Raw genomic sequence first — 14,814 nt, forward strand, 5'->3', positions numbered from 1 at the left:
GAAACCCGCACCACATCTACCTCTCCACCGCCTCGACACCACCGCCTCAACCTGCGTTTCGGCGCTGCGTCGTGCAGCGAGGGGCGAACTATAGGTGGGTTCCACGCACTTGGCAACACCTTTCTCGTGACCAACTGATGACCAGTACGTGAAGAATCCGCACCAGGCCAGTCTGGGCATGGGATTGCGGGTTTAAGCCCACCCCATAAATGACGCCCAAGATACCCGAGATCAATACTCGGGTATTCCCCAGATCACACCGATACACCGCGTTTATTGATGCTTGAACGCCGGGGAGCGCTTCTCTACGAACGCGCGCATGCCTTCTTTCTGGTCTTCTGTGGCGAATGTGGCGTGGAACAGGCGCCGCTCCAAGTGCACGCCCTCGCTGAGCGAAGTCTCGTAGGCCGCGTTGATCGACTCCTTGACCATCATGACCGTGGGCAGGGAGAAGCCTGCAATGGTTTCGGCGGCCTGGATAGCCTCGTCGAGCAGCTTTTCAGCGGGGATGACGCGCGAAACCAGGCCAGCGCGCTCGGCTTCTTCGGCGCCCATCATGCGGGCAGTCAAGCAGAGGTCCATGGCTTTCGCCTTGGAGACCGCGCGCGGCAGGCGCTGCGTGCCGCCAGCGCCAGGCATGGTGCCGAGCTTGATCTCGGGCTGGCCGAATTTTGCGGTATCGGCCGCCAGGATGATGTCGCACATCATGGCCAACTCGCAGCCGCCGCCCAGGGCGTAGCCGGCCACCGCGGCAATCACCGGCTTGCGGATGCGGCGGATGGTCTCCCAGTTGCGCGTGATGTATTCATTCTTATAGACCGTAGCGAAGTCGTATTCGGCCATGGCGCCGATGTCGGCCCCGGCGGCAAATGCCTTCTCGCTGCCGGTGATGACGATGGCACCAATGTTGGCATCCGCATCGAAGGCCAACAGCGCTGCACCCAGCTCGTCCATGAGCGCGTCATTGAGCGCGTTCAGCGCCTTGGGGCGATTGAGCGTAACAAGACCAACACGACCGCGTGTTTCGACCAGAATGTTTTCGTAGGACATGGAAGCTCCAGTTGGAATGCATGTAATATTAGCCGACCAACCGGTCGGTTAATCAATCAACCTGTGACCGAGGAGGAGACAAGATCATGACGAGTCCCAGCATTCTGCTCGACTGGCACGACCGCGTGGCCACCATCACGCTGAACCGGCCGGACCAGCTCAACAGCTTCACGGCCGGCATGCACCGGGAACTGCGCGATGCGCTGGACAAGGTGGAACGCCAGCAGGCGCGGGCGCTAATCCTGACGGGTGCAGGACGCGGCTTCTGCGCGGGGCAGGATCTTTCGGAACTCAATTTCACGCCCGGGCAGATGACCGACCTCGGCCAGCTGATCGACGAGCAGTTCAACCCGTTGGTGCGCCGCCTGCGTGCCCTCCCCCTACCCGTCATTGCCGCAGTAAACGGCGTAGCAGCCGGTGCAGGCGCCAACCTGGCACTGGCGTGCGACATCGTGATGGCCGCTGAGAGCGCCTGCTTCCTGCAGGCGTTTGTGAAGATCGGCCTGCTGCCGGATTCGGGCGGCACGTGGTTCCTGCCGCAGCGCATCGGTGTGGCGCGGGCAATGGGGCTGGCAATGCTGGGCGAGAAGCTCGACGCCAAGACTGCGTTGTCCTGGGGGCTGATCTGGGGCGTCTATCACGACGCCAAGATCCTGATGACCGAGGTGCAGGCCATGGCCGATCACTTGTCCAAGCAGCCGACCCGAGCGCTGGCCGCCATCAAGCGCGCCATGCATGCGGCGCCCACGCAATCGCTCGACGCCCAGCTTGATCTGGAGCGCGACCTGCAGCGGGAGCTTGGCAACTCGCACGACTACGCCGAAGGCGTGAACGCCTTCCTTCACAAGCGCCCCGCCCACTTCACCGGCGAATAAAGGAACCCGCGTGACCGAGACCGCCCTTCAGGATGCACAGGCGCTGGCTGAAGCCGCCAGCAAGAGCATGTATGACGCCGATGCCTGCACCCGCTGGCTCGGCATGCGCATTGAGGCAGTCGGCCCCGGCTACGCGCGCCTGTCCATGACCGTGCGGCCCGAATTCCTCAACGGGCATCGCACGTGTCACGGCGGGCTGATTTTCACGCTGGCCGATTCGGCCTTTGCGTTTGCCTGCAACAGCCACAATCACAACACGGTCGCGGCAGGCTGCAGCGTCGAATTCCTGCGCCCGGCGCACGGTGGCGATGTGCTGACAGCCGAGGCGACCGAGCAGGTCCTGTCCGGCCGGCACGGCGTGTATGACGTGCGCGTGTCCAACCAAGCCGGTGAGGTGGTTGCCCTATTCCGCGGCAAGTCTGCGCAGATTCGCGGCCACGTCATTCCCGTCCCTGATAGCACCGAACAGTAAGCCGCGATTCACCCTCTATATAGAGCCCCGAAGGCAACGCCACCACTAGAGGGCGCCGCATGACGACGCCCCAAGGAGACCGCTATGCGCCCCCGCTCGACCGACCTGCCGCTCGACCCGATCGAAACCGCCAGCCGTGACGCCATCCAGGCGCTGCAGCTCGACCGGCTGAAGCACAGCCTGGCCCACGCGTATGAGAACGTGCCGGCGTATCGGGCCAAGTTTGAGGCGGCGGGCGTGCATCCGTCGGAGCTGCAGTCGCTGGCGGATCTGGCGAAGTTTCCATTCACGACCAAGGCCGATTTGCGCGACAACTACCCGTTCGGGATGTTTGCCGTGCCGCAGGATCGCGTAGCGCGCATCCACGCCTCGTCAGGCACGACGGGCAAACCCACCGTGGTCGGCTATACGCTGGCGGACATCGACACCTGGGCCGGGCTGGTGGCGCGCTCCATTCGCGCGGCGGGCGCGCGGCGCGGCGACAAGGTCCACGTGAGCTACGGTTACGGCCTCTTCACAGGCGGCCTGGGCGCGCACTACGGCGTGGAACGCGCGGGGCTCACCGCCATCCCCTTCGGTGGCGGGCAGACCGAGCGGCAGGTGCAGCTCATCTGCGATTTCCAGCCGCAGATCATCATGGTGACGCCCAGCTACATGCTGGCGATTGCCGATGAGTTCGAACGGCAAGGCATGGACCCAGCCGCATCGAGCCTGCAGATCGGCATCTTCGGCGCAGAGCCGTGGACACCGGAAATGCGTGCCGCCATCGAAGCACGCATGGGGCTTTCGGCTGTGGATATCTATGGCCTGTCGGAAGTGATGGGCCCAGGTGTCGCCAGCGAATGCGCCGAAACCAAAGACGGCCCAACGATCTGGGAAGATCACTTCTACCCCGAAATCATCGACCCGAACACCGGCGAAGTTTTGCCCGACGGCGAATTTGGCGAACTGGTGTTCACCTCGCTGACCAAGGAAGCGATGCCGGTGGTGCGCTACCGCACGCGCGACCTGACGCGCCTGCTGCCCGGCACGGCGCGCCCGGGCTTCCGCCGCATGGAGAAGATCACCGGCCGCTGCGACGACATGATGATCGTGCGCGGCGTGAACGTGTTTCCTTCACAGATCGAGGAATTGATCCTCAAACACGCGGCGCTGTCACCGCATTACCAATGCGTGCTGACTAAGGAAGGCCCGCTGGATACGCTGACAGTGAAAGTAGAAGCGGCGCTGGGCGCCTCGGCGGACGTGGCCCAATCGGCCAGCGGGCAATTGGCGCACGACATCAAGTCGCTGATTGGCGTGACGGCCACGATCGAGATTCTGACGACCGGCGGGATAGAGCGTTCGGTCGGGAAAGCGCGCCGCGTGGTGGATTTGCGGCGCGGTTAGCTTGAGGCGTTAGCGGGTAGCAACACCAACACTGCCGCCCTTCGGCACCAGCACCCACAGCCGGCCGGCCTGCTTCATGCGCCCGGCCAGATCGCCCGCGGCGTCGCCGTGCCCAAAGTAGTAGTCGGCTCGCACGGCGCCGCGAATGGCAGAGCCCACGTCCTGCGCAAACACCAGCTTTTGGATTGGCTCTGTCGACAGCGGCTTGGTGGTCGACAGGAACACCGGCGACCCCAGCGGGATGAACGTCGGGTCCACCGCAATCGAGCGCTCATCCGTCAGTGGCACGCCCAGCTTGCCGATGGGGCCGGCAGTGTTGCCGGGGGTTTCCGCAAAGAAGACGTAGCGCGGGTTGATGTTGAGCATTTCTTCGACACGGCCCGGGTTGGCGCGCGCCCACGCCTTGATGCCCTGCATGGTCGCCTGCACGGGCGTGATTTCGCCCTGATCGAGCAGCCAGCGCGCGAACGAGCGGAACGGCTGGTTGTTGGTGCCGCCCACGCCCAGGCGCATGATGCCGCCCTCTTCCAGCTGGACCTGGCCCGAGCCCTGAATCTGCAGGAAGGCCGCCTCCACCGGGTCATCCACCCATACGACTTCCTGGCCCTGCAGCGCGGGGCTGCGGATCAACTGCGCACGCGCCGGCAGCGTCTTGCCGCGCCACGCGGCGGGCATGCGGTACAGCGGGGTCTGATAGATGCCGTGGCGGGTGCGTGAGCCGCGCAGCAGCGGTTCGTAGTAACCGGTGACCAAGCCACTGTCGGTGCCGTCATCCTTCACCACGCGATATGGCGTGAAGTTCTCCTCAAAGAAGACGCGCATGGCGATCGGGTCGCCCGCGTCGACCATCAGGCCGGCGGCACACACGCGTGCCCACTCGGCGCGGCGCTTCATGGCCTGACAGTTCGATTGCAGTGCGGGCCACGCGGAGGCGAGATCGTCCGTCGTCCAGCCCGTCACGTCAGCCCAGTTGGCCTGGTCCAGATGACCGCCGAGCGTGCCGGTAGGCGGCTGCGGCGTTTCGACGCGCGGCGGCGGACCGCTGGTACACGCCGCGAGCAAAACGGCGACCAGCGCGGCGGCCAGCCCGGCCCATCCGCGTCGGGGAGCCGTACGGACCGGCGTCAATGCATCCAAGGTTGCTGCTGTCATGCCTGTTTCATCCTATCCGGCGAGGTGGGGGGCTTGGCTACAATGCCGGCACCCGCGCTTTTTGCCTCGACCATGAGCGAATTCTTTGAAAACCATCCGATGATGCTGTTCGGCCTGGAGGCCGGCGTGGCGCTGCTCCTGCTGATCTTCATCGTGATCTGGACCATGTCCGGTGCCAAGAAGCATCCGCGCCCGCTGCGTGCCCCACCCGAGCATCCATCGCGCCAGGGCGGACCCGTCCCAAGCGCGCCATCGGAATCGACCGAAGCCGCGCAAAAAGATTCGCGGCCGGCCAAACCCGACGCATCCTGATCAGTGCAGCATGCGCGGCATCACCAGTGCAAACTCGGGGATCGGCGCCTCGAAGCGGTGACCGTCTTCGGCCACGCAGAAGTATTCGCCGCGCATCGTACCCACGGGCGTCTTGATGGTCGCCCAACTCGTGTACTCGAACGACTCACCCGGTGGTAGCAGCGGCTGATGGCCGACCACGCCCAGGCCACTGACTTCCTGTACCTGATCGTCGGCATCTGTAATCACCCAATGGCGCGAGATCAGCTGGCTCGGCACATCGCCGGTATTGCGGATGGTGATGGTGTAGGCAAACGCATAGTTACCTTGTTCCGGCTCGGATTGCTCCGACAGATAGCGCGCCCGGACCTGGACGGTGAGTTCGTAGCTCGGCATGACAATCCACTATAAGAATGGCGCCCATTGTGCGGCATGGCCGTGGCAGCGGCAAGGCACGAGCCAGTGCCGTCTATCGATAGGCTGATCCGGCTAAAATAGCGCCCTTCCTTGCGCATTCGCGTGCACGTTCGCGCGCCTTATCCGTCTCTCATCATGCCCGCAGCCATCGATCCGTCCGGTTTCCGCATCGCCCCGTCCATCCTGTCCGCCGACTTTGCCCGCCTGGGCGAAGAAGTGCGCCGCGTGCTCGAATCGGGCGCCGACTGGATCCATTTCGATGTGATGGACAACCACTACGTGCCGAATCTGACCGTCGGCCCGCTGGTGTGCGAAGCCATTCGTCCGCACGCGCAGAAAGACGGCAAGCCGGTGCCGATCGACGTGCACCTGATGGTGAGCCCGGTCGATCGCATCATCCCCGACTTTGCCAAGGCCGGCGCCGATCTGATCACCTTCCACCCGGAAGCATCGGAGCACATCGACCGCTCGCTGGCACTGATCCGTGACAACGGCTGCAAGGCCGGACTGGTGTTCAACCCGGCCACGCCGCTGCACTACCTGGACCACGTGATGGATCGCCTGGACATGGTGCTGATCATGTCGGTCAACCCCGGCTTTGGCGGCCAATCGTTCATTCCCGAGGCGCTGAACAAGCTGCGCATCGTGCGCCAGAAGCTGGATGCGTACCAGGAAGACACCGGCCGCAAGATCCTGCTGGAAATCGACGGTGGCGTGAAAGCAGACAACATCGCCGAGATTGCCAAGGCAGGCGCCGATACGTTCGTCGCCGGTTCGGCCGTGTTCGGCAAGCCGGATGCGGACGGCGGCTATCGCGGCACGGTGGGCGCGCTGCGCCAGGCCCTGGCCAGCCTGTCGTGATGACGGGCACCTTGCCAGACGTGCTACCTGCGGGCCCCATCCGCGCCGTCATCATCGATCTGGACGGGACGATGGTCGACACGGCGGGCGACTTCCACGCCGCCATCAACGCGATGCTGGAAGCGCTCGGCGCCACGCCGGACATGCCGATTGACGAAGTCGTCAGTTACGTCGGCAAGGGTTCGGAGAATCTCGTGCGGCGCGTGCTCGATGCGCGTCTGCCGCCGGCGCAGGCCAACAGCCGCTTCGCCGAAGCGCTGGACGCCTACCAACGCGCCTATATCGCCATCAACGGCCGGTATGTGAACGTCTATGACGGCGTACGCGAAGGGCTGGCCGCGCTGCGCGACATGGGCCTCGCCCTGGCGTGCGTGACGAACAAGCCACACGATTTCACGCAGCCGCTGCTGGCGCAGTTGGGGCTGGACGCGTATTTCGACCTCGTCTACCCGGGCGACGCCTTCCCCTATCGCAAGCCCGATCCGTACCCCATGCTGCGTGTGGCGGAGGCGTTTGGCGTGATTCCGGCTGAAGTCGTGGCCATTGGCGACTCGGAAAACGACGCCCGCGCGGCCCGCGCCGCCGGCATGCGCGTGCTGGCCGTGCCGTATGGCTACAACCACGGCCAGCCTATACAGCACGCCGGAGCCGATGCTATAGTCGACACACTTTTTGCGGCAGCGCAGCTGATTCAGCCCTACGCTGAGCCACACAACGCATTCTCTGCCGCTTCCAACTGACGATCCATGTTCCTGAATCGCAAACGCGTCGACGCTGGTGGTGACCGGGGGGCCTGGCCCTGGCGGCCCTGGCACGCCCTCGTCCGGGCGTAAGCGTTTGCACGGCTGCTGATCGTTTTCCCTCGGTTTCGGCACTCGGCGCGTCACGAGCGCGCCGCCCAAACCACCGCTGCATCTCCCGCCTCAAACGCTGACCGCCCGCCGGTCTTCCGTTGGCATCCGCTTTCGGACGACTCTTGCGGGACCGCACGGTCGCATTTACGACATTCGCGCGTTCCCATCCCTGATGTTCTGCTAACGTTCCGACGGCATCATTGACGCTCTTGCGTTTGCCGTGGAGCCAACGCATGCCGGCGAGCGCACCCCGCCTGCCTGGCGAATCGACCTGACCGCTCATGACCGAACTCGAATTCAAATCGCTGGCCGACCAGGGCTACAACCGCATTCCGCTGATTGCCGAGGCGCTGGCCGACCTGGAGACGCCGCTGTCGCTGTACCTGAAGCTGGCGCAATCGCACGACCGCGGCACGCACACCTTCCTGCTGGAATCGGTGGTGGGCGGCGAGCGCTTCGGGCGCTACTCGTTCATCGGCCTGCACGCGCACACGCTGCTGCGCGTGACCGGCAACCGCACCGAAGTGGTGACCGACGGCAAGGTCGTCGAGACGCACGAGGGCAACCCGCTGGACTTCATCGCCGCGTTCGAGCGCCGTCAGAAAGTGGCGCTGCGCCCGGGGCTGCCGCGCTTCTGCGGTGGCCTGGCTGGCTACTTCGGCTACGACGCCGTGCGCTTCATCGAACCGCGCCTGGCTGACAGCGCCCCGCCGGACGACCTGCAACTGCCCGACATCCAGCTCATGCTGTGCGAAGAGCTGGCCGTGATCGACAACCTGTCGGGCAAGCTCTACCTGATCGTCTACGCCGATCCGGCCAAGCCCGAGGCGTATTCGCGCGCCAAGCAGCGCCTGCGCGCGCTGCGTACCAAGCTGCACCAGCCGGTGGATGTGCCGGTCACATCTGCGTCGGTGCGCACCGACTCCATCCGCGAGTTCGATAAGGCCGACTACATCAGCGCCGTGCTCAAGGCCAAGGAGTACATCGCCGCCGGCGACATGATGCAGGTGCAGGTCGGCCAGCGCATCGTCAAGCCGTTCCGCGATGCGCCGCTCTCGCTGTATCGCGCACTGCGCTCGCTGAACCCGTCGCCGTATATGTATTTCTATAACTTCGGTGATATGCAGATCGTTGGAGCCTCGCCCGAAATCCTGGTGCGCCAGGAAGAGCGCCGCATTCCATCGACCAGCGCCGAAGCCAACAACGGCAATGGCAATAACGCCGACGAATCCGCCCGCATCGTGACAATCCGCCCGCTGGCCGGCACCCGCCCGCGCGGCAACACGCCCGAGCGCGATGCTGAACTCGCCACCGAACTGCTCAACGACCCGAAGGAGATCGCCGAGCACGTCATGCTGATCGACCTGGCGCGCAATGACATCGGCCGCATCGCCGAGGTTGGCTCGGTCAAGGTGACGGACCAGATGGTCATCGAGAAGTATTCCCACGTGCAGCACATCGTCAGCTCGGTCGAGGGGCGGCTGAAGCCCGGCATGACCAATATGGACGTGCTGCGGGCGACCTTCCCTGCCGGCACGCTCTCGGGGGCACCCAAAGTGCGCGCAATGGAGATCATCGACGAGTTGGAGCCCGTCAAGCGCGGCATCTACGGCGGCGCAGTGGGCTATCTCTCGTTCTCGGGCGAGATGGATCTGGCGATCGCCATCCGCACCGGCATCATCAAGGACGGCAACCTCTACGTGCAGGCGGCAGCCGGTGTCGTCGCCGATTCCGACCCGGATGCCGAATGGAGAGAAACCGAACACAAGGCGCGCGCCGTGCTGCGTGCCGCCGAGCAGGTGCAAGACGGCCTTGACGCCGATTTCTATTGAGAGGCCAAGGAGACCAACATGCTGCTGATGATCGACAACTACGACTCCTTCACCTACAACATCGTCCAGTACTTCGGCGAGCTCGGCCAAGACGTGCACACCGTTCGCAACGATGAGATCACGATCGAGGAGATCGAGAAGCTCAATCCCGAGCGCATCTGCCTGTCGCCTGGGCCCTGCACGCCGACGGAAGCCGGCATCCTCGTCCCGGCGCTCAAGCACTTTGCGGGGCGCGTACCCATCCTGGGCGTGTGCCTCGGGCATCAGGCGATTGGTGATGCGTTCGGCGGCCGCGTGATCCGCGCGCAGAAGGTGATGCACGGCAAGGTCAGCACCATCGAGAACACTGGCGTGGGCGTGTTCACCAACCTGCCGCGCCACTTCAAGGTGACGCGCTACCACTCGCTGGCGATCGAGCGCGAGACGTTGCCCGACTGCCTGGAAGTGACCGCCTGGACCGACGACGGCGAAATCATGGGTGTGCGCCACAAGACGCTGCCCATCGAAGGTGTGCAGTTCCACCCGGAGTCGATCCTGTCGGAACACGGCCACGCGCTGCTCGGCAACTTCCTGAAGGAACGCGTCTGATGCGCCGCGCGTGCGCGGTGGTGATCGCGATGCTGGCAAGCCTGCCGGCAATGGCTGGCACCCTGGAAGCCTGCCGTGCCGCCCAACCGGAAGCGGGTGATGTTGCTCGCTGCGTGCAGGCGGCGCGCAAGGCGGCGCAGATGGAACTGACTGCGGCTGAATCAACGCGCCGCACCGCACTGCGCGCCCGCATCGCCACCAACAACGGTACGGACCGTGGCGCCGCGATGGCCTTCGACCGCACCGTGCGCGCACACCAACTCTATCGGCAGGCCGAATGCGACCTGTCCCGCCGCCTGGCCCGCAATGCGCCCGATGCCGACCTGGCAGAAGCCGCATGCGAGGCCGATCTCTCGCGCGAGCGCATCGGCGCCCTGCGCGAGGCTGCAGCACCGGCAACCCCGACCGCAGCTCCGGCGCTCAACTGAATACGGAATCACCATGACCATTTCACCCCAAGAAGCGCTCACCCGCTGTATCGAGCACCGAGAGATATTCCACGACGAAATGCTGCACCTGATGCGGCTGATCATGCGCGGCGAGATGTCGCCCGTCATGGCCGCGGCCATCACCATGGGGCTGCGCGTCAAAAAAGAGACCATCGGCGAAATCGCGGCCGCTGCCACCGTGATGCGTGAGTTCGCCACCAAGGTCGAGGTGCCGGCTGAGGTGTCCGATCACTTTGTCGACATCGTCGGCACGGGCGGCGACGGCGCCAACACGTTCAACATCTCCACCGCATCAATGTTCGTGGCGGCCGCAGCCGGCGCGCGCATCGCCAAGCACGGCGGACGCGGTGTCAGCTCCAAGTCGGGCAGCGCCGATGTGCTCGAAGCGCTGGGCGTGAACATCATGCTCACGCCCGAACAGGTGGCCGAATCCATCGAGACAGCCGGCATCGGCTTCATGTTTGCACCCAACCACCACCCGGCCATGAAGAACGTCGCCCCGATCCGCAAGGAACTGGGTGTGCGCACGATCTTCAACATCCTTGGACCGCTCACCAACCCGGCTGGCGCGCCGAACATCCTGATGGGCGTGTTCCACCCGGATCTGGTCGGCATTCAGGTGCGCGTGATGCAGCGCCTGGGTGCGAAGCACGCCGTGGTGGTCTACGGCAAGGACGGCATGGACGAGGTGTCGCTGGGCGCTGCTACGCTCGTCGGCGAACTGAAGGACGGCGAGGTGCGCGAGTACGAAATCCACCCGGAAGACTTTGGCATGCAGATGGTTTCCAACCGCAGCCTGAAGGTGGCCGACGCGGAAGAATCCAAAGCGATGCTGATCGACGCGCTGGAAAACAAGCCCGGCACCCCGCGCGAGATCGTCTCGCTGAATGCGGGTGCAGCACTGTATGCGGCCAACATCGCCGGCTCCATTGAGGACGGCATGAAGCTGGCACGCGAGGCCATCGCTTCGGGCGCGGCACGCGCAAAGCTCGACGAACTCGTGCGCGTCACCAACCAGTTCAAAGCCTAAGCCTGTTCATCCATGTCTGACATCCTGCAAAAAATCCTGGCCGTAAAGGCCGAAGAAGTGGCCGCTGCACGCAAGCACCGCGACCTCGCCAGCGTGCGCGCCGAGGCCGAAGCCAACCGTGCCGACAGCACCCTGGGGCCCCGCGGCTTTGCCAAGTCGATGCGCGACAAGATCGCCGCCGGTCACGCCGCCGTCATCGCCGAGGTGAAGAAGGCATCGCCGTCCAAGGGTGTGCTGCGTCCCAACTTCAAGCCTGCCGACATCGCCCGCAGCTATGCCGAGCACGGCGCCGCGTGCCTGTCCGTCCTGACCGACGAGCAATTCTTCCAGGGCCACGCCGATTACCTGCGCGAAGCCCGCGCCGCCTGCGCGCTGCCCGTGCTGCGTAAGGACTTCATGGTCGATCTGTACCAGGTGTACGAAGCGCGCTCGTGGGGTGCGGACTGCATTCTGCTGATCGTTGCCGCGCTGGACCAGGGGCTGATGGTCGAACTGGAAGCCTGCGCGCTCGAACTCGGCCTGGACGTGCTGGTGGAAGTGCACGACGGCCACGAACTGGACCGCGCGCTGCGCCTGCAAACGCCGCTGGTGGGCGTGAACAACCGCAACCTGCGCACGTTCGAGACCTCGCTCGACACCACGCTCGGCCTGCTCAAGCATATGCCCGATGACCGCATTGTCGTGACCGAATCGGGCATCCTCGCGCCGGACGACGTGCGCAAGATGCGCGCGGCCGCCGTCAACGCCTTCCTCGTCGGCGAAGCCTTCATGCGTGCCGATGACCCTGGCGCCGAACTGGCCCGCCTGTTCGCCTGATCGCCGCACGCAATGGCCCGTGAGATTGAATTGAAGTTGGCCGTACCGGCCGGTGCGCACGACGTGCTGGTCGGATGGCTGGATGCGCACGCCCAAGCGGTGGGCTCGGTGGAGCTGGCGAACGTGTACTACGACACGCCCGATCAGGCACTGGCACGCAATCGTGCCGCGCTACGCGTGCGCCGTCACGGTAATCAGTGGCTGCAAACACTCAAAACCGCAGCAGTGAGTACGGCTGGTTTGAGCGCCCGCCACGAATGGGAAGTGCCGCTGACGAGCGATGCGCTGTCGGTTGACGCCTTCGCCGCCAACAACGCCGCCGAAGCCGCCGACTACGTGCACCCGCACGCCGATCGCCTCGCCCCGCTGTTCCGCACCGACTTCACGCGCCGCCTGTGGCACGCCGCGGCTGACGGCGGCGAAATCGAGATTGCGCTGGACGCCGGCGCCATCCTGATCCCCGGCACCGATGCACGCGAGTCCATCCACGAGTTGGAACTCGAATGGAAACCGGCCGCCAGCAGCACGCTCAGCGAAGACGCGATTGCCGAGCACCTGCACGCCTGGACGCGGACACTGCGTGCCGCTGTACCCGGCCTGGCGCCGCTCGACATCAGCAAGGCGCAGCGCGGCTATCAGTTGCGCGCCAAGGCTACCGGAGATCACGCATGAAGCGCCGAGCCGATCCCGCCCAAAGCGCCCTCTTCGACGAGCCCGCCGCTGAAACACCCGCAGGTGACTTCGTCCCACTCGCGGCCCAATTCGACGCGCTGCCCGACGACTGGAAAACCCTCCTCACGCCCTGCATCGCGCAGGCCAATTGGCCCGAACTGTGTGCCTTCGTCGATGGCGAACGCGCGGCGGGCAAGCCGATCTTCCCGACCGATGTGTTTCGCGCCCTGCACCTGACATCGGTGGACGATGCGCGCGTCGTCATCCTCGGCCAGGACCCGTATCACGGCACGGGCACCGTCGATGGCCGCGAGATTCCGCAGGCGCATGGACTGGCGTTCTCGGTGCCGGCCGGCGTGCGCGTGCCGCCGAGCCTGCGCAACATCTACAAGGAAATCGAAGCGGAATTCGGCCAGAAGCTGCCGAGCGCTTCAGGCAACCTGGAAGGCTGGTCGCAGCAAGGCGTGCTGTTGCTCAACACGGTGCTCACCGTCGAGCAAGGCCAAGCCGCCAGCCATGCCAAACGCGGTTGGGAACGCATCACCGATTGCCTGCTGGAACAGTTGGCGCGCGTTGGTCACAAGCGTGTGTTCATGCTGTGGGGCAGCCACGCGCAGGCCAAGCGGGCGTTGTTGCATGACGCGCAAATGGGGCATCTCGTACTGGAGGCGCCGCACCCGTCGCCGCTATCGGCGCATCGTGGGTTCCTGGGGTGTGGGCATTTCAAGGCGGCGAATGCATGGCTGGCGGCACACAGCCAACCGGCGATTGATTGGTTGCGGCCACAAGCCGATTGAGTTCGCGCACGGACCTCAAACCTGCGGCCTGGCACGTCCAACGTCCGATGCCGGACCGTCTGACCTCCGACATCGGACCTGAAACCCTCGCGCATGCACCTTTTAGGTGCAAAACCGGACCTTCCAACCTCCGGTGTTGCTGCTTGGAGGTCCTACGTTGGACCTCAAAGGTCCGGCTCTGAACCTTTGACCTCCGACACCGGAGGGCTTCGTGTGCGGCGGCCGACCTTTGACGTCCGACGCTGGACCTTCAAGCTCCGGCCCTAATCCCGCGACACCCGCAGCGCCCGCCCCAACGCCCCACACCGCAGCGCGATCTTCGCCGTATCTGCCCGCAGCGCCTGCAGGCGCCGCTCCAGCAGGTGCATGGCGGACAGCGAATCCGCTTCCGTCGCGGCGTCGACCATGCGCGAGCGCGCAGCCTGATCAGCAAAGTCGGCGGCGCCGAGTTCCTGCGTGTCGCGCGGGCGTACGCCCCAGCCACCTTCGTGCACAGCTTGGTCGAAGCGCTCCTTCGCACGCGTGAGGCTTTCGAGCGCGGCCTCGGCGGTCTGCTCGACCAGGGCTCGCGTCTCGGCCTCGTCCAGTTCCTGCGTGCGTTGGCGCACCAGGATGCGCACTGCCGCCACGTGCGCGGCCACCAGGTAGTTCTGCACGATGAAGCGGTTCAAGTTATCCACAGCGCGGTGGCGGCTCTTGGGCTCGTCGAGCATGCGAGCAAAGGCGGAGATCAAGCCGGTCAGCGATTCCATGTACTGCTTGCGCTGCACGCGATAGGCGAAATCGTCCTTGAGCGTGCCGAGCAGCAGGTCGCGTGCGGCCTCAATGAAGCGCCGATTTGTGCGCAGCACGTCATCCACCAGCTTGGGTAGGTTGCGGTATTCCCAGGCGGGCAGCACGTAGCTGAAGGCGGTGGCGATGGCCGCGCCGATCAACGTATCGACCAGCCGCTCGCCGATGGCGCCCTTGCTGCCGGGCAGCAGCAGGTTGATCTGGATGAGCACCTGCACGCACGCGGCAATGGCCGTGTAGCGGTACTTGATGGTGACAAACGCGGCGCTGGCGGCGGTGGACAGATACAGCACGCCCATCAGAATCCAGGTCGAATGGGTGAACCGTAGAATCACCGCCGCGATCACGCAGCCGATGAGCGTGCCGAGCACCCGGTCGAAATTGCGCTGGCGCGTCATGCTGAACGTCGGCTTGAGGATCACGACGATGGTCAGCAAGACCCAGTAGCCATGTGAGGAGTACGGCAGGTGGTCGGCA

Annotated in this window: 17 protein-coding genes; 13 read left to right on the plus strand and 4 right to left on the minus strand. The window is 65.0% G+C overall.

Features of this window, described 5'->3' with window-relative positions; all coding sequences use genetic code 11:
• Positions 1 to 273 precede the first annotated feature (273 nt).
• Positions 274 to 1,050, minus strand: a complete 777-nt coding sequence (locus JHD73_RS21855) for an enoyl-CoA hydratase (RefSeq protein ID WP_199032293.1) — start codon at positions 1,048 to 1,050, stop codon at positions 274 to 276.
• Between the two features lie 86 nt (positions 1,051 to 1,136).
• On the opposite strand from JHD73_RS21855, the gene paaG reads away from it, so the two are divergent.
• The 3 genes from paaG (at position 1,137) to paaK (ending at position 3,786) form a co-directional block, all read left to right on the plus strand.
• Positions 1,137 to 1,925, plus strand: a complete 789-nt coding sequence (gene paaG, locus JHD73_RS21860; protein WP_199032294.1) for a 2-(1,2-epoxy-1,2-dihydrophenyl)acetyl-CoA isomerase PaaG — start codon at positions 1,137 to 1,139, stop codon at positions 1,923 to 1,925.
• Positions 1,926 to 1,992: 67 nt separating this feature from the next.
• The gene (gene paaI, locus JHD73_RS21865) at positions 1,993 to 2,397 is read left to right on the plus strand and encodes a hydroxyphenylacetyl-CoA thioesterase PaaI (RefSeq protein WP_233177106.1); all 405 of its coding nucleotides are present in this window, start codon (positions 1,993 to 1,995) and stop codon (positions 2,395 to 2,397) included.
• Positions 2,398 to 2,481: 84 nt separating this feature from the next.
• A complete protein-coding gene (gene paaK / locus JHD73_RS21870) occupies positions 2,482 to 3,786 on the plus strand; it encodes a phenylacetate--CoA ligase PaaK (RefSeq protein WP_199032296.1) in 1,305 nt (434 codons plus the stop codon).
• A 9-nt stretch (positions 3,787 to 3,795) separates the two neighbouring features.
• Here paaK and JHD73_RS21875 read toward each other — a convergent pair whose 3' ends face one another.
• Entirely contained in the window at positions 3,796 to 4,938 is a 1,143-nt protein-coding gene (locus JHD73_RS21875) for a murein transglycosylase A (RefSeq protein WP_199032297.1), read from the minus strand.
• A 72-nt stretch (positions 4,939 to 5,010) separates the two neighbouring features.
• Between JHD73_RS21875 and JHD73_RS21880 the strand changes: the two genes are divergently transcribed.
• The gene (locus JHD73_RS21880) at positions 5,011 to 5,250 is read left to right on the plus strand and encodes a hypothetical protein (protein WP_199032298.1); all 240 of its coding nucleotides are present in this window, start codon (positions 5,011 to 5,013) and stop codon (positions 5,248 to 5,250) included.
• Here the strand turns inward: JHD73_RS21880 and apaG are convergent, their stop codons facing one another.
• On the minus strand, positions 5,251 to 5,625 hold the full coding sequence (apaG, locus tag JHD73_RS21885; RefSeq protein WP_021197406.1) for a Co2+/Mg2+ efflux protein ApaG: 375 nt from the start codon (positions 5,623 to 5,625) through the stop codon (positions 5,251 to 5,253).
• A gap of 156 nt (positions 5,626 to 5,781) precedes the next feature.
• Here apaG and rpe point away from each other — a divergent pair, with 156 nt between their 5' ends.
• The 9 genes from rpe to JHD73_RS21930 all read left to right on the plus strand — a co-directional run bounded on the left by rpe (position 5,782) and on the right by JHD73_RS21930 (position 13,545).
• Positions 5,782 to 6,507, plus strand: coding sequence for a ribulose-phosphate 3-epimerase (gene rpe, locus JHD73_RS21890; protein ID WP_199032299.1), 726 nt, complete (start codon positions 5,782 to 5,784; stop codon positions 6,505 to 6,507).
• The gene (locus JHD73_RS21895; protein WP_199032300.1) at positions 6,507 to 7,247 is read left to right on the plus strand and encodes a phosphoglycolate phosphatase; all 741 of its coding nucleotides are present in this window, start codon (positions 6,507 to 6,509) and stop codon (positions 7,245 to 7,247) included. Before rpe ends, JHD73_RS21895 begins: the two co-directional genes overlap by 1 nt.
• 395 nt (positions 7,248 to 7,642) lie before the next feature.
• Positions 7,643 to 9,193 carry an anthranilate synthase component I family protein gene (locus JHD73_RS21900; protein ID WP_199032301.1) on the plus strand — a complete coding sequence of 517 codons (1,551 nt, stop codon included), beginning with the start codon at positions 7,643 to 7,645 and terminating at the stop codon, positions 9,191 to 9,193.
• An 18-nt stretch (positions 9,194 to 9,211) separates the two neighbouring features.
• A complete protein-coding gene (locus JHD73_RS21905) occupies positions 9,212 to 9,781 on the plus strand; it encodes an aminodeoxychorismate/anthranilate synthase component II (protein ID WP_199032302.1) in 570 nt (189 codons plus the stop codon).
• Positions 9,778 to 10,209, plus strand: coding sequence for a lysozyme inhibitor LprI family protein (locus JHD73_RS21910; RefSeq protein ID WP_199032308.1), 432 nt, complete (start codon positions 9,778 to 9,780; stop codon positions 10,207 to 10,209). The genes JHD73_RS21905 and JHD73_RS21910 overlap by 4 nt, the downstream gene beginning before the upstream one ends.
• A gap of 13 nt (positions 10,210 to 10,222) precedes the next feature.
• Positions 10,223 to 11,260 (plus strand): anthranilate phosphoribosyltransferase, encoded by a 1,038-nt coding sequence (gene trpD / locus JHD73_RS21915; protein WP_199032303.1) that lies wholly within the window; start codon positions 10,223 to 10,225, stop codon positions 11,258 to 11,260.
• A gap of 12 nt (positions 11,261 to 11,272) precedes the next feature.
• Positions 11,273 to 12,076 (plus strand): indole-3-glycerol phosphate synthase TrpC, encoded by an 804-nt coding sequence (trpC, locus tag JHD73_RS21920; protein WP_199032304.1) that lies wholly within the window; start codon positions 11,273 to 11,275, stop codon positions 12,074 to 12,076.
• Between the two features lie 12 nt (positions 12,077 to 12,088).
• Entirely contained in the window at positions 12,089 to 12,748 is a 660-nt protein-coding gene (locus JHD73_RS21925; protein ID WP_199032305.1) for a CYTH domain-containing protein, read from the plus strand.
• Positions 12,745 to 13,545, plus strand: coding sequence for a uracil-DNA glycosylase (locus tag JHD73_RS21930; RefSeq protein WP_199032306.1), 801 nt, complete (start codon positions 12,745 to 12,747; stop codon positions 13,543 to 13,545). Before JHD73_RS21925 ends, JHD73_RS21930 begins: the two co-directional genes overlap by 4 nt.
• A 263-nt stretch (positions 13,546 to 13,808) precedes the next feature.
• Here the strand turns inward: JHD73_RS21930 and JHD73_RS21935 are convergent.
• The coding region (locus JHD73_RS21935) for an FUSC family protein (RefSeq protein WP_199032307.1) at positions 13,809 to 14,814 on the minus strand (1,006 nt) is incomplete at its 5' end.

The sequence above is a fragment of the Ralstonia sp. ASV6 genome, assembly GCF_016429285.1.
Classification (GTDB): Bacteria; Pseudomonadota; Gammaproteobacteria; order Burkholderiales; family Burkholderiaceae; genus Ralstonia; species Ralstonia flaminis.

Excerpts from the sequence above, each read along its gene's own strand:
- JHD73_RS21925 (WP_199032305.1), top strand. The coding sequence starts at position 12,089 with ATGGCCCGTGAGATTGAATTGAAGTTGGCCGTACCGGCCGGTGCGCAC.
- trpC (WP_199032304.1), top strand. The coding sequence starts at position 11,273 with ATGTCTGACATCCTGCAAAAAATCCTGGCCGTAAAGGCCGAAGAAGTG.
- JHD73_RS21855 (WP_199032293.1), bottom strand. The coding sequence starts at position 1,050 with ATGTCCTACGAAAACATTCTGGTCGAAACACGCGGTCGTGTTGGTCTT.
- JHD73_RS21880 (WP_199032298.1), top strand. The coding sequence starts at position 5,011 with ATGAGCGAATTCTTTGAAAACCATCCGATGATGCTGTTCGGCCTGGAG.
- paaI (WP_233177106.1), top strand. The coding sequence starts at position 1,993 with ATGTATGACGCCGATGCCTGCACCCGCTGGCTCGGCATGCGCATTGAG.
- JHD73_RS21900 (WP_199032301.1), top strand. The coding sequence starts at position 7,643 with ATGACCGAACTCGAATTCAAATCGCTGGCCGACCAGGGCTACAACCGC.
- JHD73_RS21905 (WP_199032302.1), top strand. The coding sequence starts at position 9,212 with ATGCTGCTGATGATCGACAACTACGACTCCTTCACCTACAACATCGTC.
- apaG (WP_021197406.1), bottom strand. The coding sequence starts at position 5,625 with ATGCCGAGCTACGAACTCACCGTCCAGGTCCGGGCGCGCTATCTGTCG.
- rpe (WP_199032299.1), top strand. The coding sequence starts at position 5,782 with ATGCCCGCAGCCATCGATCCGTCCGGTTTCCGCATCGCCCCGTCCATC.
- JHD73_RS21875 (WP_199032297.1), bottom strand. The coding sequence starts at position 4,938 with ATGACAGCAGCAACCTTGGATGCATTGACGCCGGTCCGTACGGCTCCC.
- paaG (WP_199032294.1), top strand. The coding sequence starts at position 1,137 with ATGACGAGTCCCAGCATTCTGCTCGACTGGCACGACCGCGTGGCCACC.
- JHD73_RS21930 (WP_199032306.1), top strand. The coding sequence starts at position 12,745 with ATGAAGCGCCGAGCCGATCCCGCCCAAAGCGCCCTCTTCGACGAGCCC.
- paaK (WP_199032296.1), top strand. The coding sequence starts at position 2,482 with ATGCGCCCCCGCTCGACCGACCTGCCGCTCGACCCGATCGAAACCGCC.
- trpD (WP_199032303.1), top strand. The coding sequence starts at position 10,223 with ATGACCATTTCACCCCAAGAAGCGCTCACCCGCTGTATCGAGCACCGA.
- JHD73_RS21895 (WP_199032300.1), top strand. The coding sequence starts at position 6,507 with ATGACGGGCACCTTGCCAGACGTGCTACCTGCGGGCCCCATCCGCGCC.